This window comes from Spongisporangium articulatum (assembly GCF_044465595.1).
Lineage (GTDB): Bacteria > Actinomycetota > Actinomycetes > Actinomycetales > Kineosporiaceae > Spongisporangium > Spongisporangium articulatum.
Genome location: NZ_JBITLV010000001.1, coordinates 1,192,022 through 1,213,579, shown reverse-complemented (window position 1 = coordinate 1,213,579; position 21,558 = coordinate 1,192,022). Strand labels below are relative to the sequence as shown.

The window sequence follows — 21,558 nt, the reverse complement described above, 5'->3', positions numbered from 1 at the left end:
GAGCGTCACACTCGGCGTCCCGGGGGCCATCACCGCAACGGGTGCCGCAGCCAGTGCCAGGCCACCGACGCCAACCACAGGTCGAACGCCAGCGTGCTCAGGGCCAGCAGCGGGAACATGGCGCCGCTGAGCGTGGTGGCGTTGCCGGCCAGGGACAGCACCCCGATCACGACCCCGACCCGCGGCAGCCAGGTCGACGTACCGGCGGCCCGCAGCCCGAGCACGAGCGCGCCGATCAGGAAGAGGCGGGGCAGGGCCGAGAACGCGAGCGAGTACGGCGCGACGTCGTCCCACCCGGTGAGGATCCGCACGTCCGTGCCGTGGGCGGCGGTGCTGAGCGCGACGTCGTGCAGCATCCCGGCCATCGGCCAGATCAGGGCGATCAGCGTGCCGGCCGCGACGCCGACCGTGGCCAGCACGCCCGAGGCGTCGACGGCTCGCAGCCGTTGCGCGACCGCGCCGAGGAAGCCGAGCAGCAGGACCCCGGCCAGCATGAACACGTAGTTGCCCATCCGGTAGGTGGTTTCGGCGTCGAGAATGCTCAGACCGCGCTCGAGCGCCGGGTCGGTGGGCGCGCCGCCGTGAGGTAGCACGAAGATCGCCATGGCGAGCATGACGGTGAACTGGGCCGCCGGGAAGGCGAGCCCGAACCAGGTGCTGGCGCGGCCGGCGTCGTACCGGACGGCGGGAGCCTGGGTCGACGGGGCGAGGTCGCCGGGGTGGGCCCCGGCCTGGGTGATGCTCATCGTGAACTCCTTCGCAGAGAGGCTTTTCGGCCGCATCTGCGACCGGTCACGAACCTAGGCAGGCGGCCGGAGGCCCACATCGACCCCGGAGCGGAACCGGTGATCAGCCCCAGGGATGAGGCGGGCCCCGCACTGCGCGCCCTACCCTCGTGCCGTGCGCACGCTCATCCGCCGGCTGGACGTCACGCCGCTGGACGCGGTGCTGGCGATGGTCTTCACTCTGGCCGGCCTCGTCCAGGTCAGCCTGCTGCCGATCGCGGGTGGCGGTCTCGGCCATCTCTACGTTCTGGGCGCCACGCTGCCGCTGGCCTGGCGGCGCACGCACCCGGTCGAGGCGAGCGTGGTGGCCAGCGCGTTCGGGGTGATCCCGCTCGACGGGTACCCGGTCCTCGGGTTCGTCGTGGTGATCCTGCTGTTCTACGCGCTCGGCCTGCACGGGAGGCCGCTGCCGGCGGTGTTCCTGGCGACGGCCTGGGGATGCGCGACCGGCACGGTCGGCACGCTGTTGGGGCCCGAGCCGCCCGTCGCGGTGATCGGAGCCTTCATTGCGGTGATCGCTCCGGTCCTGGCCGGGCTGGTGGTCCGGCGGCTGCAGGCCCAGAACGCCGAACTGCGCCGACTGACGGCCGAACTCGAAGCGGAGCGTGAGAAGGTCCGCGAAGCCGCGGTGGGTGCCGAACGCGAACGCATCGCCCAGGAGCTGCACGACGTGCTGGGTCACGAACTGACGCTGATCGCCATCCAGGCCGAGGGAGCGGCGGTCGCGTTGCGCGGCGGGCGTCCGGGCCGCGCGGTCGCGGCGTGGAGGTGGTCGGCGAGGCCGGTGACGGTGACGCCGCGGTGAGCGCGACGCTGGCGACGGCGCCCGACGTGGTCCTCATGGACCTGCACATGCCGGGGACCGGCGGCGTCGAGGCGACCCGGCGGATCACGGCGAGCAGCCGGGCGCGCGTGGTCGCCCTGACCACCTTCGACGCCGACCGGGACGTGGTCGAGGTGCTGCGGGCGGGCGCGGTGGGCTTCCTGCTCAAGGACGTCACCTCCGACGGCCTGCTCGACGCCGTGCACCGTGCGGCAGCTGGTGAGCCGGTCGTCGCCCCGGGCGTGATGTCCCGGATGATGGCGCATTTCGCCGAACGTCCGCCCGGCCCGGTCACCCGGGTGCCGGGTCTGGAGGAGCTGAGCGAGCGTGAGCTCGAGGTACTCGCCATGATCGGGGGTGGCCTGTCGAACGGCGAGATCGCCGACCGGCTGGTGATCAGCATGGCGACCGTGAAGACGCACGTCCGGCACATCTTCGCGAAGCTCGACCTGCGCGACCGGGCCCAGGCCGTGGTCGCCGCCCACGACGCCGGCCTCGACAGGCCGCGGGAGGGGACATGAACCGGAAGCTCGCGGCGATCACGGCGCTCGCCCTGCTCGCGGGCTGCGCCGGGACGACGAGCGCGGGCGGGCAACCCTCGGCGGCTCAGCGCCCCGCGGCCTCCGCGACGCGCGTCTGGGCACCGCCGCCGGCCAACGGCACGTTCGACTACCAGCTCGGCGGCCCCTACACCCCGAGGGCCGAGGTCACGGTCGTCGACCGGGACCGGACCGCGAGACCGGTCGAGGGGCTGTACAACGTCTGCTACGTCAACGGTTTCCAGACCCAGCCCGGCGAGGCGTCGTACTGGCGGACGAAGCATTCGAAGCTGTTGCTGCACACCAGCCGGGGCAGGCTCTACAAGGACCCCGACTGGCCGGACGAGTACCTGCTCGACACCACCACGGCCGCCCGGCGCGCCGCCATCGCGACGATCGTCAACGCCTGGATCGACGGCTGTGCGACGTCCGGGTTCCAGGCCGTCGAGCCCGACAACCTCGACACGTACACCCGCGCCACGGACCCGTACACCAAGAGGCCACTGCTGACCAGGGCCGGAAACCTTGCCCTGGCGAAACTGCTTGCTCAGCATGCGCATTCGCGCGGGCTGGCGATCGGCCAGAAGAACACCGTCGAGCTCGGCAGCACGGGCCGCACCCAGGTCGGCTTCGACTTCGCGATCGCCGAGGAGTGCCAGGTCTACGCCGAGTGCGACGACTACACGAGGGTCTACGGCGCACACGTCATCGAGGTCGAGTACACCGACACCGCCGCGCACTTCTATTCCGACGCCTGCCGAGCCCGAGGCGCGACGATCAGCGTGATCCTGCGCGACCGCGACGTGGTGCCCGCCGGGCGGAAGGCGTACCGCTACAAGGCCTGCTGAGCCGTGACCGGCTCGTGGGCCGAGCGGTTCTGGACCAGTTGGACCACGAGGAGCAGCAGGAGCACGGCGAGCCCCCCGCCGGGACTGAACGCCGCGACGAGCAGGGCCAGTGCGAACACCGCGGGCGAACTCCACACCACCCATGGCTTCCGGGACGAACCGGTGGCCCTGTCGACCGTGGTGCTCATCGCCGACGTGAGTACCGACAGGACGAGCATCGTGCCGATGTAGAGCATCACAGCACCGGTCGTGGAGTCGTGACCGGAGACCGCCGTCGGGAACGGCAGGAAGACGATCAGCAGCAACCACCACACGGTCAGGCCCCGCAACGCCCGCGGCTCGACGCCGGCCTCATCGGCTCGCGCGAAGGCCACCGCGTGCGCCCGCCAGAACACGTAGATCACCAGGAACGAGATGACGAACGACGTGAACAGGTAGCGGTTCTCGTCGAAGAAGCCACCGAGGTCCGCACCGTCCACGTCGGGGGCCAGTTCGACCAGCGGCAGCACGAGCAGGGTCATCGCGATGGCCACCACCGCGTCGGTCAGCGTGATGGTCCGTTCGGTCTGGCGCACGTCCGGACCCTGGCACGGCCCGCGAGCGCCCCGCAACCACCTCAGTTGCTGGTCAGGCTGTCCGTCGGCGACGCTTGCGGAACCGCCATGGCCGACAGCAGGGCGAGCTTCTCGGCGTCCGCCGTCCCCGGCTCGGCGTGGTAGACGGCCAGCAGCTGACCCTCGGCGCCCGCGACGGCCAGCTTCTCCATCCGCAGCGTCAGCTCGCCCACCTGCGGGTGGACCATCCGGACCGGCTTGCCGTGCACGGCCCGGACGTCGTGCCGCGCCCAGGCCTGCCGGAAGATCTCACTGCCCAACGACAACTCGCCGACCAGTTCGACGAACCGCGGGTCGTCGTGGTCGGTGCCGATCCGGTCCCGGATGCCGCCGACCATGGTCGTCAGCAGCCGCTCCCAGTCGGGGTAGAGCGACCGCTCGTAGGGGTCGAGGAACATGTCGCGGACCCGGTTCCGGCCGACGACGAGGTTGCGCGAGACGGCCGCGGCCAGCGGGTTAGCCGCCAGGATGTCGAAGTAGCGGCCCTCCACGAAGGCGGGCAGGCCGAGCTGGCCGAGCAGCAGCCCGACGCCGGTCGCGGGCTTCTCGCGCCGGGCCCGGCGCGCGGTGCGGGGCCTGGGCGCCGCCAGGGAGACGAGGTACTGGGTGGCGGCGGGTTCCAGGCCGAGGACCCGCGCGATGGACTCCAGCACCTGGACCGACGGGTGCCGGTCGCGGCCCTGCTCGAGCCGCAGGTAGTAGTCGGCGCTGATGCCGGCCAGCAGGGCGACCTCCTCGCGGCGCAGGCCGGCCACCCGGCGCGTCCCGCCCGCGGGCAGCCCGACGTCCTCGGGCGCGACCAGTTCGCGCCGGGCCCGCAGGAATTCGCCGAGGATGTTGCCGTCCATGCCGACCACGGTAGGCGTGCAGCGAGTTCGCTGCCTGGTCCTGTCACTCCCAGGAACGGGAGTGCTCTGGTTGGGGCCTGGCCGTGGGCGCAGGGTCGGGGCATGACAACTCTTGCCGGTGGCACCTTCTCGATGACCGACGACCTCACCGTCACCCGGATGGGGTACGGCGCCATGCAGCTGGCCGGGCCGGGGGTCTTCGGGCCGCCGCGGGACCGGGCCGCCGCGGTGGCCGTCCTGCGCGAGGCCGTGGAGGCCGGCGTGACCCACATCGACACCAGCGACTTCTACGGCCCGCACGTGACGAACGAGATCATCCGCGAGGCCCTGCACCCCTACCCCGAGGGGCTCACCATCGTCACGAAGGTGGGCGCGGTCCGTGACGACGCCGGGGCCTGGCTGCCCGCGCAGTCGCCCGCCGACCTGCGCCGTGGCGTCGAGGACAACCTGCGCACCCTGAAGCTCGACGTCCTGGACGTCGTGAACTTCCGGGTCCACCACCACGGGGACGACGCGTCCGCGGCCGTCGAGGGGTCGATCGCCGAGGGCTTCGAGGCGATGGCCGCGCTGCAGCAGGAGGGCTTGGTCAAGCACCTCGGCATCAGCACCGTCACCCCGACCCAGGTCGCGCAGGCGCAGTCGATCGCGCCCCTCGTGTGTGTGCAGAACCTCTACAACCTGGCCCACCGCGAGGACGATGCCCTCGTGGACTCCCTGGCCGCCCAGGGCATCGCCTACGTGCCCTACTTCCCGCTGGGCGGTTTCACGCCGTTGCAGTCGGACGCGCTGAACCAGGTCGCGGCCCGGCTCGACGCCACGCCCATGCAGGTCGCCCTCGCGTGGCTGCTGCAGCGGTCGCCGAACATCCTGCTGATCCCCGGGACGTCGTCCCTCGCCCACCTGCGCGAGAACCTGGCGGCCGCCGCTATCCAGCTGCCGGACGACGCGCGGGCCGAGCTCGAGCGCATCGGCGCCTGACCCCCGGCCTGATCAGCGCGGGTGCCGGATTCGGGCGAGTCCTACTCGGCCGAACCCGGCAGCGACGCTGATCTCCGGTTCATCGCCGCGACCAGCCGCGTCAGCGAGTCGCGTACGGAAGCCAGCTCGGCGACGTCCAGCTGCAGTTCCTGCATGATCGAAAGGGGCACCTGCTCGGCTTGGGCCCGCAGGGCGCGGCCGGCATCGGTGAGCCGGACCTGGAGCAGGCGGGCGTCGCCGGCGTGCCGCTCGCGGGTCACGTAGCCGGCCGCCTCGAGGCGTTTGACCAGTGGCGACACGGTGGCCGGTTCGAGCATCAGCAGGTCGCTGAGCTCGCGCACCGAGAGCAGGCCGTGCTGCCAGAGCGCCAGCATCACGAGGTACTGCGGATGGGTCAGGCCCATCGGCTCCAGGAACGGCCGGTAGAAGGCGACCACCGAACGGGCGGCGGTCACAATGCCGAAGCAGAGCTGCTGCTCCAGGGCCAGCGGATCGGCGGCCACGGATTCCTCTTGCACATCCACACCCTACACCGTTAGCCTACTAATCATTAGCCCACTAACGGTTGGAGTGAGAGCGATGGGTCGCCTGCAGAGGATCAACGAGGTGCTGCTGAAGATCCTGGGCCCCGCCGACGTCTTCTACGGGCGCGAGAAGCCGCACGTGCCGGCCCCGAAGGCGGAGCTGATCGACGGCGGCTACGAGGTCCGCGTCACCAACGGCCGGCAGTACATCGTCGCCCGTACCGGCGAGCGCAACGTGGCGGCCTCCGACCACTGAGTTCTGCGTTTGCGCATGATCACGACAAGAGTTCTGCGTTTGCGCATGATCACCGCTCTGTGTTCGTGATCATGCACAAACGCAGCCTTCAGTCGACGGCGACGGTGAGCGCCGCGCGGGTGGCGGTCGCGGCGATCTCCGCGGCGTTCAGGTCGTCGTTGCCCGCGACCCACGCCTCGGCCGCCTCGGGGGACTTGCCGAACTGCACGTGCCGGGCCAGCAGCCGCTCCCGGCGCACCACGTCGTCCGGCTGGACGTACCAGATCTCGTCGATGAGGCGCCGCACCCCGGCCCACGGGCCGTCGAAGAGCAGGTAGTTCCCCTCGGTGACGACCACCCGAGCCGACCGCGGCACCGGGATCGCCCCGGCGACGGGCTGCTCGATGTCCCGCTCGAACATCGGCGCATAGACGATCTCGTCCATGTTCTCCCGCAGCCGGCGCAGCAGGGCCGTGTACCCCGCGGCGTCGAACGTCGCGGGGGCCCCCTTGCGGTGCGCGAGCCCGAGCCGGGCCAGTTCGACGTCGGCCAGGTGGAAGCCGTCCATCGGGACGTGCACGACGTCCTCCCCCGCCTCCCGCAACGCAGCCACGAGTTGCTCGGCCAGGGTGGACTTCCCGGCTCCCGGGGTGCCGGTGATGCCGACGATCACCCGTTGGCCCCCGGCGTCCTTGAGTCGTTCGCGGACCCGCTCCGCGAGGGCGGCCAGGTCAGGGGTCATGACCGGGCCGCGCTGAGCATGGTCTCCATGTACACCCGGGCGTGGGTGGCGAGGTCCATCCCGTCGGTCCAGAGGTTCCGCCAGATCGCGAGGTCGTTCGACAGCCCCTGCGCGACGACCGCCGAGGAGAACGACTCGAAGGTGATCGGGCCGGTGTAGCCGATGTCGGCCAGCGCGTGGAAGAAGGCACCGAAGTCGAGGTGCCCGGAACCCAGGTAACCGCGGTGGTTCTCACCGATGTGCACGTAGCCGAGCCGGTCGCCGACCTCGTACACGGGGCGCACGAGGTCGGACTCCTCGATGTTCATGTGGTACGTGTCGAGGTGGATGAGCACGTTGTCGGCACCGATGTCGTCGGCCAGCCGCAGGGCGTCCGCAGCGGTGTTGATCACGTTGGTCTCGTACCGGTTGCAGATCTCCAGGCCCAGCGTCATCCCGTGCCCGCCCGCCTCCGCGGCCAGGTTCTTCAGCACCGCAACCACATTCGCGCGACCGGCCGGGCTGAGCTGGTGCCCGTACTTGCCGAGGGCGCTGTAGAGAGCACCGGTGAAATGCGTGCCACCGAGTTCGCGGGTGACGCGCAGCGAGTCCTGCAGCAGGACGGCGCCGCGCTCCACCACTTCGGGGTCCTCGCTGGACACGTCGGCGTCGAAGGCCAGGCCGCGCGAGCAGGCGACCTGCAGCCCGGCCGCCTCCAGCTGGTCCCGGGCGGCGACGACGTCGAGGTTGAGGGAGTCGTGCAGGGAGAACTCGAGCAGGTCGTACCCGGCCTCCGCGGTCCTGCCGACGGCCGTCGTCACGCCGGCCGGCGAGGTGTCGCCGACCCAGACGAGGGCGTGCACGCCCAGAGGGTTCGTGGCCATGGGGTTTCCTTTCTCAGAAACAGGTCTCAGGCGGCCAGGGCGCCGGTGATCAGGGCGACGATCTCCTCGCCGGTGGTGGCCTCGGTCCGGCGCCCGCCGACACACCGGCCGGACCGCATCACCCACACCTGGTCGCTGAGCTTCAGCACCTGGGCGAAGTTGTGGCTGATCAGCAGGACGGCGTGACCCTCGTCGCGCAGGCCCTTGATCAGGTCCTCGACACGGGCGGTCTCCTGTACGCCGAGGGCCGCGGTGGGCTCGTCCATGATGACCAGCTTCGAGCTGAACGAGGCGGCCCGGCAGATGGACACGGCCTGCCGCTGCCCGCCGGACAACCGCCGGACCTTCGACGCGACGTCCGGCACGTTGACGGCCAGCGCCGAGACCATGCGCTGCGCCTCGCGTTTCATCGCCGGCCGGTTGAGCACCCCGAACGGGCCGAACGAGTGCACGAGTTCCCGGTTCAGGAACAGGTTCTGCCAGACGGTGAGGTCCTCGACCAGCGCCAGGTTCTGGTGCACGGTCTCGATGCCGGCCTTGCGTGCGTCCTCCGGCGAGTGGAAGTCGATCGGCGTGCCGTCGAACACGATCTCGCCGCCGTCGGGGCGGTGGATGCCCGACAGGCAGCGCACGAGCGTGGACTTGCCGGCCCCGTTGTCGCCGACCAGCGCGGTGATCTCGCCCGGCTGGACCTGCAGGGACACGTCGCGCAGCGCCTGGACGCTGCCGAAGGCCAGGTTGACGTCCTTGACGTCCACGAGCGCGGTCATTTCTGGAACCTCGTGAGAAGGGCGGCGAGCACCACGACGATGCCGACCGCGAGCGGCTGGTAGAACTGCGAGACCCCGAGCAGGGTGAGGCCGTTCACCAGAGCGGTGAGCAGCAGCGCGCCGACCACCGGGCCGATGATCGTGGCTTTCCCGCCCATCAGGCTGACCCCGCCGAGGACGACGGCGGCGACCGAGTTCAGCAGGTACTGGGTGTTGGCGGCCGGCTCCGAGGCGCCGACCCGGGCGACCAGCAGGATCGCCGCGACGCCGCACAGGACGCCGGAGATGGTGTAGACCGCGATCTTGATCCGCGCGGTGCTGATCCCGGTGGCGGTGGCCGCCTCGGGTGAACCGCCCGCGGCCAGCGTGTGCGTGCCGAACCGGGTGTGGAAGAGCACGAAATGGGCCAGCGCGGCGACGATCACGGCGAGGATGAACGTGTAGCCGAAGATGCCGATCCCGCGGGTGGAGAACTTCAGCAGGAACGAGTTGATGACCGTCGTCGGCTTGCCGTCGGCGAGGATCAGTCCGGCGCCGGAGGCGGCCGACAGCATGCCCAGGGTGACCACGAAGTCGGTGATCTTGCCGCGGGCGATCAGCACCCCGTTGACGACACCGAGCACCGTGCCCGCCACGACCGCCAGGAGCATGGAGACGACGAGCCCCCAGCCGTGGGCGAACGAGTAGCCGAAGACGACGGCGGCGAACGTCATCATGGAGGACACCGACAGGTCGATGCCGCCGGTCGCGATCACGAAGGTCTGGCCGATGGTCAGCAGGATCAGGATCGCCGCCGAGATCAGCATCGCCTCGACGTTGCCGGCGGTGAGGAACGTGGAGTTGGCGGACTGGAAGACGATCACCAGGACGACGAGCCCCACGAGAGCGGCCCAGTCGGCCCAGAAGGCCGGGTCCCGCAGGCGGTTTCGCACCCCTGCGGCGGTGGCGCCCGGGGCGGGCGCGGTGGTGGTGGCCATGACAGGCCCCTTCCGGTGCGAGGTCGTTTCGAGATGTCTTGCCAGGGAGTGGAACCCGGACGGCGGCCGGGCGAGGGGCGTCGGCCGGCCGCCGTCCGGAGCCTGCGCTACTTCAGCAGGTCGGCCAGCGGGTCGGCGTAGGTGCCGAACGGCTTGGGCGTGGCGGCCAGCGCCTTGTCCGCGACGTCCTGGGTGACCAGCTCGACCGGGGCGGTGACGTTGGCCGGCAGGGTCTTGCCGGCCGCGGCGGCCTGGCAGGCCTCCACACCCATCTGCCCGATCGCGTAGGGGTACTGGGCGACGACGGCGGTCAGCGTGCCGTCCTTGACCGCCTGCAGCGCGTCCTTGATGCCGTCCACGCTGATGATCTTGACGTCCTTCTCGGTCTTGCCGGCGTCCTGCACGGCCCGGGCCACGCCGAGGGCCATGTCGTCGTTGGCGACGAAGAAGCCCTTCAGGTCGGGGTGCGCGCGCAGGATGTTGCCCGCCTGGGTGAGGGCCTCCTGGCGGTCCCAGTTGGCGGCCACGGTCTGCACGACCTTGAGCGAGCCGATACCCGACTCGAAACCGGTCACCCGGGCGCCGCTGGTGACGTCACCCGCGGTGCCCCCGATGACCGCGACGTCACCGCTGGAGACGACCTTGGCCATCTGCTCGCCGGCGGTCTTGCCGGCCGCGGTGTTGTCGGTGCCGATGTAGGTGGCCGGGGTCGCGTCGGCGGCCTTGGCGGCGGCCGCGTCGACCGGGGAGTCGATGTTCACGATCGTCTTGTCGGCGGCGGCCAGCTTGGCCAGGCCCTGGACCAGGTTCGTGCCCGAGATCGGGTTCACGATGTAGCAGTTGTAGTCCTGCCCGGCGAGCGCGGTGAGCTTGTCGGCCTGCCCGGTGGTGTCGGTGATCGACTGCGCGGCCTGCACGGTCGTCGTGACCCCGGCGCCCTTGGCCTGCTCGTCGATGCCCTGCTCCATCGACTGGAAGAACGGGTTGTCCAGGCCCTTGATGACGGCGGCGATCTTCGGGGTCTCGGTGGACCCCGAGCCGCTCGAGCCGGACGACGAACCGCCGCAGGCGCTGAGGCCGACGGTGACGGTGACGGCGACGCCGATGAGGGCGGCGCGGCGCATCGGGTGTGCTCCCACGTTGGAGCTCCTTTCGGGAGGTGCCTTGGCCGGCACCGCAGCGGATGTCCTCCGAGTTAAGACCCGCTTCAGAGCACCTGTCAACCAAAAGATTAGATTCTTTTGTATAACGCCCGTCAGAAGTATGATGACGCCGTGGCAGAAAGCACCGTGGCCCCCGGGACCGCCCTCCGGCCGGCCCTCGGGACCGTCCCCGGAACCGGCCTGGGCGAGGTCCTCACGCTCTTCCGGACGGGTGAGGAACTGACCCGCTCCGAGGTGATGGACCGCACGGGCCTGTCCCGCAGCACGGTGAACGGCCGGCTCGACGCCCTGCTGTCGGCGGGGCTCCTCGTCCAGTCGGCCGAAGGCGCCCCCACACGGGGCCGTCCGGCCGGGCGGTTCGCGTTCCACTCCGAGCGCGGCGTCCTGCTGGTGGCCGACATGGGGGCGACCGCCGTCCGGGTCGGGCTGTGCGACCTGCGCGGCGACGTGCAGGCGCAGACGTCCGTGCCGATCGAGATCACCGACGGGCCGCAGGTGCTGCTCGGCACGGTGACCGACCTGATCGACGGGCTGCTGGAGGACGCCGGACGCCCTGCCTCGGACGTCCTGGGCATCGGGCTCTCGGTCCCCGGCCCCGTCGACTTCGCCCGCGGCCAGGTGGTCAGCCCGCCCATCATGCCGGGCTGGGACGGCTTCGACATCGCCGGCTGGTTCGCCGGGCGCGGTTTCCGCAGCCCGGTCGTGGTCGACAAGGACGTCAACGCGATGGCGCTCGGCGAGCAGCGCACCCGCCATCCCGACGTGACGCACCTGCTGATGCTCAAGCTCGGCACCGGGGTCGGCGCCAGCGTGGTGGCCGAGGGCAAGGTCTACCGCGGGGCGGACGGCGCCGCGGGCGACGTCGGGCACAGCCAGCTCACCGCGGCGGGGGACGCCGAACCGCCCCTGTGCCGGTGCGGGAACGTCGGGTGCCTCGAGGCCTACGTCGGCGGGTGGGCCCTGCTGCGCGACCTGCAGGCGGCCGGCAAGCCGGTCCGGACCGTGGACGAGGTCGTCGAACTGGTGCTGGCCGGGGACCCGGCCGGGGTTCAGCTCGTACGCCAGGCCGGTCGCACGCTGGGAGCGGCGATCGCTGACGCCGTAAGCCTTTTCAACCCGCGGATCGTCGTGATCGGCGGGCAGCTGGCCCGCCTGGAGACGCTGCTGTTCGCCGGCATCCGGGAGATGGTCTACAAGCGCTCGCTGCCGCTGGCGACCCGGCAGCTGCGGATCGAGCGTAGCGAGCTCGACACCGGCGCCGGCCTCGTCGGCCTGGCCCTGCTGCTGTCCGAGAGCATCTTCGCCCCCGACCGCGTGCAGGCAATGGTCGGCAGGTCGTGATCATGGAAAGTTCTTCGTAGGCGCCCCGGCGCCGGAGGAGAAGTTTCCATGATCACGACCAGTCAGGCCGGGACCAGGTCACGCCGTGAGTCGAGCACCCGCTGCGCCGCCAACGCCCCCACCGACAGGACGACGATCGCCGCACCGTAGGTGAGCACCGTGGCGTGCAACCCGTAGCTGGTGGCCGCGAACCCGGCGATCACCGCCGGGATGCTGAACGCCAGGTACGACACGGTCAGGCCCACCGCGAAGAGCTGAGAACGCTCGTCCGGCAAGGCGATCCGGCTCAGCGTCCCGAAGCACCCGATGCCGCCCGATCCGAAACCGATTCCGGCCAGGACGGTTCCGAGCCCGGCCAGCCCGGCGACGTCCCACTCCACCCCCGCGAGGGTGATCAGCAGGCCGAACGCGAGCAGCCCCGCCGCCAACCGCAGCAGCACGGCGGGCGCGACCTCGCGCAGGAACCACGAGGTGACCGCGCCGGTACCGCACAGCAGGGCGACGACGAACCCGCCGACGAGGTGGTTCTGCAGGCCGAACACGCCGACCGCGACCGACGGTCCGAGCGACAGGTAGATGCCGCCGACCGCCCACGAGGCGAGGAGAACCGGCACCAGCGCGGTGAACTCGACCCGGATCCGGCCGGGCACCGACATCCGCGGCCGCAGCGAGGCCACCGCTCCGGGGCGCCGCGACGAGGTCTCCGGCAGGGTGAGCACGACGGCCGCCGAGAGCACCAGACCGGCCAGGATGACGGCGAAGACGAGGTGGGTCGGCGCGGGCGCGAACTGCACGAGCGCGCCGCAGGCGAGCGCCCCGAACGCGAGCGCCGACGTCGGGGTGATGCTGTTGACCACCCCGGCTCGCTGCGGGGCGTGCGGCGGGTTGAGGTCGATCAGGGCCGCCGCGAGCGTGGTCATCGCCGCGCCGGTGGCGACGCCCTGCAGGAAGCGGGCGGCCACGAGTTCCGGCACGCCGCCGGCGGTCAGGAAGAGCAGCATCGCCACGGCCTCGAGGGCCACCGCGGCGCCGAGCACCGGACGGCGTCCGAGGTGGTCGGACAGCCCGCCGACCACCAGCAACGAGCCGAGCAGGCCGATCACGTAGATCGCGAAGACACCGGTCAGTGTGGTCTCGCTGAAGTGCCACTGCTGCTGGTAGACGACGTACAGCGGCGAGGGGGCCGCCGACGCCGAGAGGAACAGGGCCAGGATCGCCGTACTGGCGACGAAGGCCCGGGGGTGGGACATGCGCACGGCCGTCTCCCTCGAGAGGCATAGAACGCAACGTTCGCTGCGTTACTGACGGCAGTGTTAGACGCAACGATCACTGCAATAATTCCCGGGGAGGCGGATGTGACCACGGAGACACCCAGCACGACCAGACCCGGCGGGCGCTCCGCCCGCGTGCGGGCCGCCGTCCATCGGGCCGTCGTCGACCTGCTCACCGAGCAGCCCGCCGACGGCCTCACCATTCCGGCGGTGGCGCAGCGGGCCGGCGTCCACCCGACGACCGTGTACCGGCGGTGGGGCTCGATCGCGGAACTGATCGCCGCCGTGGCCTCCAGCCGGTTCACCGGCGACCTCGTCGTCCCCGACACCGGCAGCCTGCGCAGCGACCTCCAGCAGTGGGCCGCCGAGGTGGCCACCGACCTGAACGATCCCGACAGCCTGGCCATCCTCCGGGCCGGCGTCGGTTCGGGGCCGCCCGGGACCAGCCACAACTGCGTCGCCGACCGGGAGGCGCAGATCGCGGCCATGATCGAGCGCGAGCGGGCCCGTGGGCACGCCACCCCCGACGCGACGGCCACGACCGAACGGCTGCTGGGGCCCATCTACTACCGGGCCCTCTTCCAGGGCGGGGTCGACCCCGCCTGGGCCCAGCGGCTGGTGACCGAGCTCGACTGAGCACCACGCGTCAACCGCTGGTTGACGAATGCACGTCGTCAACTTACGGTTGACGGCATGAGCGAACCCGTCCGGATGCCCGCCACCGTCCGCCTCGACGACCTGATCGAGGGCATCACCAAAGTGCACAGCGACCCCCTCGACCAGCTCAGCGACGCCGTCCTGGCCGCCGACGCCCTGGGCGAGGTCGCCGACCACCTGATCGGCCACTTCGTCGACCGGGCCCGCCGTTCCGGCGCCTCGTGGACCGACATCGGCCGCAGCATGGGCGTGACCAAGCAGGCCGCGCAGAAGCGGTTCGTACCGAAGGCCGACAACGACCTCGACGCCGCCCAGGGCTTCACCCGGTTCACCCCCCGGGCCCGGAAGGTGATCGTCGCCGCGCAGGAGGAGGCCCGCACCGGCCACCACGACGGCATCACGCCCGGGCACCTGACCCTCGGGCTGCTGTCCGACCCGGAGTCGCTGGCCATGAAGACCCTGGCCCGGTTCGGGGTGACGCCCGAGGCGCTGCGCGCGGCCGTCGTCCTGCCCCCGGCCGCGACCGACGTCCCGGCCCTGATCCCCTTCACCCCCGCCGCCAAGAAGGCGATCGAACTGACCTTCCGCGAGGCGCTGCGCCTGGGGCACGGGTACGTCGGCACGGAGCACGAGCTGTTGGCCCTGCTGGAGCAGGAGGACGGCGACGGCCCGCTGAGCGGGCTCGGGGTCACCAAGGCGTGGGTCGAGACCGTGGTCGAGGAGACCCTGGCCGAGGTGCGTGACGCCGACCAACCCTGACGTTGATCATGCACAAACGCATCATCTCTCCGGTGATCATGCGCAAACGCATCCTGCGTTTGCGCATGATCAACGTCAAGAGGTGGGGCCGAACAGGCCGCGGACCGAGGCGGTGGGCCGCGACGAGCCCGGGGAGTCCGTCTCGTACCAGGTGCCCTCGGCGTTCTCGGCCACCACCCGGTAGTGCTCGTCGAGGTAGTCGAACACCGCCCGACCCGGCCCACGGCGCTCGTAGCTCCAGTCGCGCGCCCCGACGTAGACGAACCGCGGGGGTGAGGCCGCCAGCTCGCGAGCCAGCTCGTCCCACACCGGGGGCGGCATGAAGTGCATCGTCAGCCCGGCCACCGGCAGGCCGAGCCGGGTGCGGGTCAGCACCTGGATCCGCGCGTCGCCGAACACGTACACCCGCTCGCCGGGGGCGACCTTGCCGGCGACGAGCGCCGAGGCGGCCACCGGGCGGGTCAGGGCTCCGGCGTCCTCACCGCGCCGGATCCGGGACGCCGGGTCGAGACCCCAGCGCTGGTCGGGCGCCGTGGCCAGCGCGAACGCCGGGCGCAGGATCGGCAGGGTCAGCCCGGCCGCCACCAGGCCCACCCCCAGGCGCAAGGCCAGCGTCCGCCGTCCGGGCCGGGCGTCGAACCAGCCCAGCAGGGCCTCCGAACCGAACACGGCCAGCAGCCCGACCGGCGCCGACAGCATCAGCCAGCGGTACGTCGTCCAGATCTGCGTCATCCCGAGCGCCAGCTCGAGGGCACCGGCCCCCGCCAGGGCCAGGGCCAGCGGGAGGCGCCCGCCGCGCCGGGCCGTCAGCAGGCCCAGCACCGCGAGCGGGCCCAGCACCGGGAACATGTTCTTGAGCGCGCGCGGCAGCTCCGGCAACGACTGCGGCTCGTGCAGCGCCGCGACTCCCGCCACCTGGCCCGGCAGCTCGAACGTCGTCCGCAGCGCCATCCCGAGCACGCCCTGGGCGGCCAGCAGCGCCGCGACGGCGACCGCGACCAGCGCGAACGCCCCCGCCGCGTACGCGGCCCGCAGCACGACCGCCCGCCGTCCGAGCGGCCGCCCGGCGTAGAGGGCGACGCCGAGCAGGAGCACGGCGACCGGCGCGTAGAGCAGCTTGAGCAGGCAGACGACGGCGACCAGCAGGCCCGCCACGAACCAGGCCCACGGCGGCCGGGGCGCGGCGCGGCGCCCCACCGGCCAGGTGCAGGCCAGCAGGCCCAGCACCAGGACGTTCATCAGGCCCTCGATCTCGCCGACCCCGCTGAGGCTCGCGTAGAGCAGGTAGGGACCGAGGACCATGGTCGGAGCGGCCAGCCGCACGCTGCGGCGCAGGCCCCAAGGGGCGACCAGCACCTGCACCAGGACGGCCGCGACGACGGCCAGCGCCGCCTCGAGCAGCCGGGCCCCCAGCCCGCCGGCCACCAGGTGGTCACCGAGCAGATAGAACCAGTAGAGGCCGGGCTGCTTGATGTCCCAGACGTCGCGGTAGTAGACGCCGCCCTCGCGCAGCTGCTCGGCGGCCAGCGCGAACAGGCTCTGGTCGGCGCTCTCCACCCACCACAGCGAGACGGCCGCGAGCAGGGCCACCGGCACCAGCCCCCACGGCTCGACGACCCGGACGCCGCGCGCGGTCACCGGCACCGGTCGCTCGACGGTCGGCGCGGCGCTCACCCGCACAGTTCAACCGTTCCCCGCTGAGAACTCCCTGTCATCGCCCCACCCTTCCCCCAGGACCCGGGCGACTCCCCTGCCCGTTCGTGCCCGTTACCCCGTCCCAGGATGCCCGATCGCCCCGGCCGGAGGTGCCGGACGGGTTGCCGACCTACGCTGAATCCGGCAAGCCGTTCACCGGAGCACGGACAGGGGTCGTGATGAGCACTCTCGAGGCGTCGACGTTGCCGGACGTTCAGAACCGTGTCCCGGTACCGGGTTACGACCGTTCCCAATTGAGCGTGGGCATCGTGCACTTCGGGGTGGGGGCCTTCCACCGGGCGCACCAGGCGATGTACCTGGACCGGCTGATGAACAAGGGCCAGGCGCTCGACTGGGCGATCTGCGGGGTCGGCCTCCTGCCGGGCGACCGGGACACGGCCGCGGCGATGACCGAGCAGAACGGGCTGTACACGCTGGTCGAGAAGCCGCCCAGCGGCGACTGGTCGCCACGGGTGATCGGGTCGATCACCGAGGTGCTGTACGGGCCCGAGTGCCCGGACGACGTGCTGGCGCGGCTGTGCGCCCCGAGCACCCGGATCGTCTCGCTCACGGTCACCGAGGGCGGCTACAACATCAACGACGTGACCGGCGAGTTCCGGGCCGAGAGCCCCGCCGTGGCGGCGGATCTCGTACCGGGCGCGACGCCGTCCACCTGGTTCGGGTTCGTGGTCGAGGCACTGGCCCGGCGGCGGGCGGCCGGGGTGGCGCCGTTCGCGGTGATGTCGTGCGACAACGTGCAGAAGAACGGCGACGTCGCGCACCGCGCGGTGGCCGCGTTCGCCCGGCTGCGCGACCCGGACCTGGCCGCGTGGATCGAACGCGAGGTGGTGTTCCCGAACTCGATGGTCGACCGGATCACGCCGGCCACCACCGACGCCGACCGGGCCGCCGTGGCCGAGCGGTACGGCGTCGACGACCGGGTCCCGGTGCTGTCGGAGGACTTCGAGCAGTGGGTCCTGGAGGACCGGTTCCCCTCGGGGCGGCCACCTTTCGAAGAGGTCGGCGTCCAGGTCGTGAAGGACGTCGAGCCGTACGAGCTGATGAAGCTGCGACTGCTCAACGCCGGCCACCAGGCGCTCGGCTATGCGGCCTACCTGACCGGGTACCGGTACGTTCACGAGGGCGCGCAGGACCCGCTGTTCGCGGACTTCCTGCTGCGCTACATGCGCGAGGAGGCGATGCCGACGCTGCAGCCGCTGCCCGGCATCGACCTGATGCGCTACACCGACCAGCTGATCGAGCGGTTCAGCAACGAACAGGTCCGCGACACGCTCGCCCGGATCAACTCGTTCACCTCCGACCGGATCCCCAAGTTCCTGCTGCCCGTGGTGGAGCACCAGCTGCTGACCGGCGGCCCGATCGTGCACTGCGCGGCGATCATCGCGTTCTGGGCCCGCTACGCGGAGGGGACGACGGAGGCCGGCGAGCCGATCGACATCGTCGACCTGGTGGCCGACCGGGTGCGGGCCAACGCGGCCCGGCAGGGCGCCGACGCACTGGCCTTCCTCAAGGACCAGGCGCTGTTCGGCGACCTGGCCGAGGACACCCGGTTCACCGCGGTGTACCGGCGCGTGCTCGCCTCGGTGCACGAGAACGGTTGCCGGGCCACGCTGGAGAACCTGGCGTCCCTGGCCGACTGACCGGGGCTGCGGTCAAGCAGTAGCGGGCGGCGGCGGTCCGACCGATGCGCGCGGGACCGGCGGGCAGGGCAGGTAGGTGCGCGTCGGCAGGGTCGGGATGGTGCCCGCGACCGCCTGCTGGGCAGCCCATCTGCCCATCTGGTAGTACGGCATCCGGACCGTCGACAGGGCGGGATGCACGTCGGCGGCCAGGTCGACCTGGTCGTCGTAGCCGACCACGGAGACGTCCTCGGGGATGCGCAGCCCGGCCTCCTTCAGGGCCAAATACGCCCCCAGGGCCATCCGGTCGTTGCCGCACAGCACCGCCGTCGGGGGCGGGCCGGCGGCCAGCAGCTGCCGGGTCAGCTCGTAACCGGAGTCGGCCCGGTAGTTCCCGCGCAGCACCACCTGGTCGTGCGGGTCGAGACCGGCCCTGACCACGGCGTCCCGGAAGCCGCGCAGCCGGGCCCGGGTCGGCCACAGCGAGGCCTGGCCGGTGAGGTACGCGAGCCGGGTGTGACCGGCGTCCAGCACCAGCTGCGCGGCGGCCCGCCCTCCGGCCACCTCGTCGGGCAGCACCGAGGGCAACAGTCCGCCCTGGACGTAGCCGTTCAGCAGCAGGGCGGGGACCCCCTTCAACGCCTGGGGGACGGCGATCCGGCGGGTACCGACGACCGCGAAGATCAGGGCGTCGACGCGCCGGTCGATCAGGTCGTCCACGACGTCGGTCAGGATGCGCCGGTCACGCGTGGCGCTGACCACGATCAGCAGGCTGCCCTGGGCCCAGGCCACCTCGTGGGCGCCTGCGATCGTGGCCCCGGCGAACGGCTCGGCACCGATCTCGTCGGTGACGAAACCGAGGGTGGCGGTGCGCTTCGTGCGCAGGCCGCGCGCCATCCGGTTGGGCCGGTAGTCGAGGGCCGCGACGGCGTCGAGCACCCGCTGGCGGGTCTGCTCGCTGATGGTCTGGCCGCTCTTCTCGTTGAGCACGAAGGAGACGGTGGTGGCGGAGACCCCCGCCAACCGGCCGACGTCGGCCATCGTGGCGCGGCGGTGTCCGGCGGGGATTCGGGCGTCTTCGTCGGTTCCGGGCACGGCAACTCACCTCGTCTCGCGACTTCGTCGTCGTCGAAGCCGACCCCGGTTGCGGAGAGGTCAGCGGGGCGGCCGGCGGTCCGTGAGGATCCCGGCCAGGCCGCGTCGGCGGGCATCGCGGATGCCCTGGACGCTGCAGTAGAACGCGCCCCCCAGACCGAGGACCGTGCACCCGAGGGTGCCGACCGTGTGCCCACCCATCGCGAGGGCGGTGGACACCGCGACCCCGGCCAGGAGGAGGAGACCCAGGGTGCGCAGCCCCCACCGCGGCCGCTTGGCCACCGGTGCGGGTGCGCCACCCTGGGTCATCCTCGGACCTGCCCGGTCGTGGTCAGCCCTTGACCGACCCGGCCGTGAGGCCGCGGACGAAATACCGCTGGAGGGCGAGGAACACGATGATCGGGACGATCATCGTGAGGATGCCGCCCGCCGTCACCAGGTTCCAGCCCTGGCCCTGCTGGCCGATCAGGTTGTTCTTCACCGAGACCGTCAGCGGCGCGTTGTCGCCCGGCCCGATGAAGACGAGGGCCACCAGCAGGTCGTTCCAGACCCAGAGGAACTGGAAGATCGCGAAGGAGGCCAGCACCGGCGTCGACATGGGGATGATCAGCCGGTAGAAGGTCGCGTAGTGGCTGGCACCGTCCACCTTCGCCGACTCGATGACCTCGCGCGGCAGGGTGGACATGTAGTTGCGGAACAGGAAGATCGCCAGCGACATGCCGAACCCGATGTGGAACAGCCAGACCGCCGGGAACGAGCCGTTGAGGCCGTAGCTGCTGTACAGCTTCAGGATCGGCACCAGGGCGACCAGGTTCGGCACCACGAGGAAGCTGACCAGCGCGAAGAAGATGACGTCGCGACCCCAGAACTGCATGAAGGAGAAGGCGTACGCGGCGAACGCGGCGATCAGGATCGGGATGAACGTGGCGGGCAGGGCGATGGCGAAGCTGTTGATCAGCGCCTCACCGAGCTTCGCGTTGACGATCGCGTCGTGGTAGTTCGACAGCGTGAAGCCGTCCCACTTCGCGGGGTTGAACACCGTCCACCAGCCGCTGCCGTTGGCGTCACCCTCGGTTCGGAACGACGTCACGAGGGTGCCGAAGGCGGGCACGATCCAGAAGAAGCAGATCAGCAGGACGGCGAGCTTCACCGACCAGTGCGCGCCACCCGGGTCGGCGTAGCGGGACTTGCGGCCGAAGGCGAACCGCGACTGCTTCGGCTCCGTCTCGACGGGGATGGGCTGAGCGGTGGTGGTCATCGGTTGGCCTCCTGGATCCGGAACTGGCGAACCTGGAAGACCATCACGGGGATCACCGCGATGATCATGATCACGACGATGGCCGAGGCCGCGCCGTTGTCGAAGTTGGTCGAGATCTGGTTGTAGAACTCCGTGGCCAACACGTTGGTGTTGAAGCTGCCGTTGGACATCACGTAGACGACGTCGAAGAGCTTCAGCACCCCGATGGTCACCGTCACGTAGACCGTGACCACCGTGGGCATGATCTGCGGGACGACGACGCGACGGAAGATCTGCAGTTCCGTGGCGCCGTCCACCCGGGCCGCCTCGAGCGTGTCGACGGGGACGCCCTTGATGGCCGCGGAGAGCAGGACCATCGAGAACCCGACCTGCAGCCAGAGGAACATGATGATCAGCAGGAACGTGTTGAAGAACGCCGCGCTCTGCTCCAGCCAGGCGATGGGCTCGTGGCCGAAGAGGGTGACGATGGCGTTCTGCAGGCCGATCTGCGGAGCCCCTTCGGGGGCGAAGGCGTAGACGAACCGCCAGACCACACCGGCACCCACGGCGCTGATGGCCATCGGGAAGAAGACGACCGTCTTGGCCGTCTTCTCGGAGCCGGATTTCAACCGGTCGAAGAGCGTGGCGGCCAGCAGACCGAAGCCCACCGCCAGGATCGGGGCGACGATCAGCCACACGAGGGTGACCACCAAGGTGTTGCGGAAGTTCTCCTGCTTGAACAGGTGGGTGTAGTTGTCGAACCCGACGAACGCGGTGCTCTGCGAGTTGGCGAAGCTGTACACGACGGTCTGGATGGCCGGGTAGACGACGTACACCGCGATCGCGAGCAGGGCGGGCAGCACGTAGAGATACGGCTTGACCCGGTCCTCCCACTTCCCGGGCAACAACTCGGCGAGCTTGTTGAGAATCCAGAACACGATCAGGGCGACGCCGACACCGGCGATCACCGTCAGGATCGTGTTGATCAGCTTGATGAGCATCACGTACCGCCTCCTCGCGGCCGGCGACCGGTCACGGCTGTCGTCGTTGACTCTCAGGATGCGCTGCGGACCAGGTCACCGCCAGAGGTGGCGTTCCGGGCCGACGCACGTCGGGGCGGGCGGGAAACCCCCACCCGCCCCGACGTCGGTGCG

24 protein-coding genes are annotated in these 21,558 nt (G+C 71.1%); 9 read left to right on the top strand and 15 right to left on the bottom strand.

Translation table 11 applies throughout. The annotated features are described in order from the left end of the window. Nucleotides 1-29: 29 nt before the first annotated feature. Complete coding sequence (locus tag ACIB24_RS05725) at nucleotides 30-746, bottom strand: hypothetical protein (protein ID WP_398276406.1); 717 nt, start codon at nucleotides 744-746, stop codon at nucleotides 30-32. A 154-nt stretch (nucleotides 747-900) separates the two neighbouring features. Between ACIB24_RS05725 and ACIB24_RS05720 the strand changes: the two genes are divergently transcribed. The 3 genes from ACIB24_RS05720 to ACIB24_RS05710 are packed head-to-tail and all read left to right on the top strand — an operon-like array spanning nucleotide 901 to nucleotide 2,995. Next, nucleotides 901-1,590 (top strand): histidine kinase, encoded by a 690-nt coding sequence (locus ACIB24_RS05720; RefSeq protein WP_398276403.1) that lies wholly within the window; start codon nucleotides 901-903, stop codon nucleotides 1,588-1,590. After that, a complete protein-coding gene (locus ACIB24_RS05715) occupies nucleotides 1,587-2,129 on the top strand; it encodes a LuxR C-terminal-related transcriptional regulator (RefSeq protein ID WP_398276401.1) in 543 nt (180 codons plus the stop codon). Before ACIB24_RS05720 ends, ACIB24_RS05715 begins: the two co-directional genes overlap by 4 nt. Continuing rightward, complete coding sequence (locus tag ACIB24_RS05710; RefSeq protein WP_398276398.1) at nucleotides 2,126-2,995, top strand: endo alpha-1,4 polygalactosaminidase; 870 nt, start codon at nucleotides 2,126-2,128, stop codon at nucleotides 2,993-2,995. The genes ACIB24_RS05715 and ACIB24_RS05710 overlap by 4 nt, the downstream gene beginning before the upstream one ends. Here the strand turns inward: ACIB24_RS05710 and ACIB24_RS05705 are convergent. Together ACIB24_RS05705 and ACIB24_RS05700 are read right to left on the bottom strand one after the other, a co-directional pair. After that, a complete protein-coding gene (locus tag ACIB24_RS05705) occupies nucleotides 2,980-3,570 on the bottom strand; it encodes a TMEM175 family protein (protein WP_398276395.1) in 591 nt (196 codons plus the stop codon). The genes ACIB24_RS05710 and ACIB24_RS05705 overlap by 16 nt on opposite strands. 41 nt (nucleotides 3,571-3,611) lie before the next feature. Next, on the bottom strand, nucleotides 3,612-4,457 hold the full coding sequence (locus ACIB24_RS05700; protein WP_398276392.1) for a helix-turn-helix transcriptional regulator: 846 nt from the start codon (nucleotides 4,455-4,457) through the stop codon (nucleotides 3,612-3,614). Between the two features lie 102 nt (nucleotides 4,458-4,559). Between ACIB24_RS05700 and ACIB24_RS05695 the strand changes: the two genes are divergently transcribed. After that, on the top strand, nucleotides 4,560-5,435 hold the full coding sequence (locus ACIB24_RS05695; RefSeq protein WP_398276389.1) for an aldo/keto reductase family oxidoreductase: 876 nt from the start codon (nucleotides 4,560-4,562) through the stop codon (nucleotides 5,433-5,435). 41 nt (nucleotides 5,436-5,476) lie between these two features. On the opposite strand, the gene ACIB24_RS05690 is transcribed toward ACIB24_RS05695, so the two are convergent. Then, a complete protein-coding gene (locus tag ACIB24_RS05690) occupies nucleotides 5,477-5,953 on the bottom strand; it encodes a MarR family winged helix-turn-helix transcriptional regulator (RefSeq protein WP_398276790.1) in 477 nt (158 codons plus the stop codon). Between the two features lie 61 nt (nucleotides 5,954-6,014). Here ACIB24_RS05690 and ACIB24_RS05685 point away from each other — a divergent pair, with 61 nt between their 5' ends. After that, on the top strand, nucleotides 6,015-6,215 hold the full coding sequence (locus ACIB24_RS05685) for a hypothetical protein (protein ID WP_398276386.1): 201 nt from the start codon (nucleotides 6,015-6,017) through the stop codon (nucleotides 6,213-6,215). 88 nt (nucleotides 6,216-6,303) lie between these two features. Here the strand turns inward: ACIB24_RS05685 and ACIB24_RS05680 are convergent, their stop codons facing one another. From ACIB24_RS05680 to ACIB24_RS05660, 5 genes are all read right to left on the bottom strand, one after another. Next, nucleotides 6,304-6,936, bottom strand: coding sequence for a nucleoside/nucleotide kinase family protein (locus tag ACIB24_RS05680; protein WP_398276383.1), 633 nt, complete (start codon nucleotides 6,934-6,936; stop codon nucleotides 6,304-6,306). Then, nucleotides 6,933-7,799: a sugar phosphate isomerase/epimerase family protein gene (locus tag ACIB24_RS05675; RefSeq protein WP_398276380.1), complete on the bottom strand. Its 867-nt coding sequence runs from the start codon at nucleotides 7,797-7,799 to the stop codon at nucleotides 6,933-6,935. Before ACIB24_RS05675 ends, ACIB24_RS05680 begins: the two co-directional genes overlap by 4 nt. A 26-nt stretch (nucleotides 7,800-7,825) precedes the next feature. Beyond that, nucleotides 7,826-8,569: an ATP-binding cassette domain-containing protein gene (locus ACIB24_RS05670; RefSeq protein ID WP_398276377.1), complete on the bottom strand. Its 744-nt coding sequence runs from the start codon at nucleotides 8,567-8,569 to the stop codon at nucleotides 7,826-7,828. Next, nucleotides 8,566-9,546: an ABC transporter permease gene (locus ACIB24_RS05665; RefSeq protein WP_398276374.1), complete on the bottom strand. Its 981-nt coding sequence runs from the start codon at nucleotides 9,544-9,546 to the stop codon at nucleotides 8,566-8,568. Before ACIB24_RS05665 ends, ACIB24_RS05670 begins: the two co-directional genes overlap by 4 nt. 107 nt (nucleotides 9,547-9,653) lie before the next feature. Further along, nucleotides 9,654-10,685: a substrate-binding domain-containing protein gene (locus ACIB24_RS05660; RefSeq protein WP_398276371.1), complete on the bottom strand. Its 1,032-nt coding sequence runs from the start codon at nucleotides 10,683-10,685 to the stop codon at nucleotides 9,654-9,656. Between the two features lie 135 nt (nucleotides 10,686-10,820). Between ACIB24_RS05660 and ACIB24_RS05655 the strand changes: the two genes are divergently transcribed. Continuing rightward, nucleotides 10,821-12,050 (top strand): ROK family transcriptional regulator, encoded by a 1,230-nt coding sequence (locus tag ACIB24_RS05655; RefSeq protein WP_398276368.1) that lies wholly within the window; start codon nucleotides 10,821-10,823, stop codon nucleotides 12,048-12,050. A 62-nt stretch (nucleotides 12,051-12,112) separates the two neighbouring features. Here ACIB24_RS05655 and ACIB24_RS05650 read toward each other — a convergent pair whose 3' ends face one another. Continuing rightward, nucleotides 12,113-13,300, bottom strand: coding sequence for an MFS transporter (locus ACIB24_RS05650; protein WP_398276787.1), 1,188 nt, complete (start codon nucleotides 13,298-13,300; stop codon nucleotides 12,113-12,115). Nucleotides 13,301-13,405: 105 nt separating this feature from the next. Between ACIB24_RS05650 and ACIB24_RS05645 the strand changes: the two genes are divergently transcribed. Then, nucleotides 13,406-13,957 carry a TetR/AcrR family transcriptional regulator gene (locus ACIB24_RS05645; protein ID WP_398276365.1) on the top strand — a complete coding sequence of 184 codons (552 nt, stop codon included), beginning with the start codon at nucleotides 13,406-13,408 and terminating at the stop codon, nucleotides 13,955-13,957. A 57-nt stretch (nucleotides 13,958-14,014) separates the two neighbouring features. After that, on the top strand, nucleotides 14,015-14,737 hold the full coding sequence (locus ACIB24_RS05640; RefSeq protein WP_398276362.1) for a Clp protease N-terminal domain-containing protein: 723 nt from the start codon (nucleotides 14,015-14,017) through the stop codon (nucleotides 14,735-14,737). 75 nt (nucleotides 14,738-14,812) lie between these two features. Here ACIB24_RS05640 and ACIB24_RS05635 read toward each other — a convergent pair whose 3' ends face one another. Next, nucleotides 14,813-16,411: a hypothetical protein gene (locus tag ACIB24_RS05635; protein ID WP_398276360.1), complete on the bottom strand. Its 1,599-nt coding sequence runs from the start codon at nucleotides 16,409-16,411 to the stop codon at nucleotides 14,813-14,815. A gap of 200 nt (nucleotides 16,412-16,611) precedes the next feature. On the opposite strand from ACIB24_RS05635, the gene ACIB24_RS05630 reads away from it, so the two are divergent. Next, a complete protein-coding gene (locus ACIB24_RS05630) occupies nucleotides 16,612-18,093 on the top strand; it encodes a mannitol dehydrogenase family protein (RefSeq protein ID WP_398276357.1) in 1,482 nt (493 codons plus the stop codon). A gap of 12 nt (nucleotides 18,094-18,105) precedes the next feature. On the opposite strand, the gene ACIB24_RS05625 is transcribed toward ACIB24_RS05630, so the two are convergent. Genes ACIB24_RS05625 through ACIB24_RS05610 form a run of 4 tightly spaced genes read right to left on the bottom strand, consistent with a single transcriptional unit; the run spans nucleotide 18,106 to nucleotide 21,405 of the window. After that, complete coding sequence (locus tag ACIB24_RS05625) at nucleotides 18,106-19,167, bottom strand: LacI family DNA-binding transcriptional regulator (RefSeq protein ID WP_398276354.1); 1,062 nt, start codon at nucleotides 19,165-19,167, stop codon at nucleotides 18,106-18,108. Between the two features lie 60 nt (nucleotides 19,168-19,227). Further along, nucleotides 19,228-19,476 (bottom strand): hypothetical protein, encoded by a 249-nt coding sequence (locus ACIB24_RS05620; protein ID WP_398276351.1) that lies wholly within the window; start codon nucleotides 19,474-19,476, stop codon nucleotides 19,228-19,230. Between the two features lie 22 nt (nucleotides 19,477-19,498). Next, the gene (locus tag ACIB24_RS05615) at nucleotides 19,499-20,425 is read right to left on the bottom strand and encodes a carbohydrate ABC transporter permease (protein WP_398276348.1); all 927 of its coding nucleotides are present in this window, start codon (nucleotides 20,423-20,425) and stop codon (nucleotides 19,499-19,501) included. Next, the gene (locus ACIB24_RS05610) at nucleotides 20,422-21,405 is read right to left on the bottom strand and encodes a carbohydrate ABC transporter permease (protein ID WP_398276346.1); all 984 of its coding nucleotides are present in this window, start codon (nucleotides 21,403-21,405) and stop codon (nucleotides 20,422-20,424) included. Before ACIB24_RS05610 ends, ACIB24_RS05615 begins: the two co-directional genes overlap by 4 nt. Between the last annotated feature and the right edge of the window lie 153 nt (nucleotides 21,406-21,558).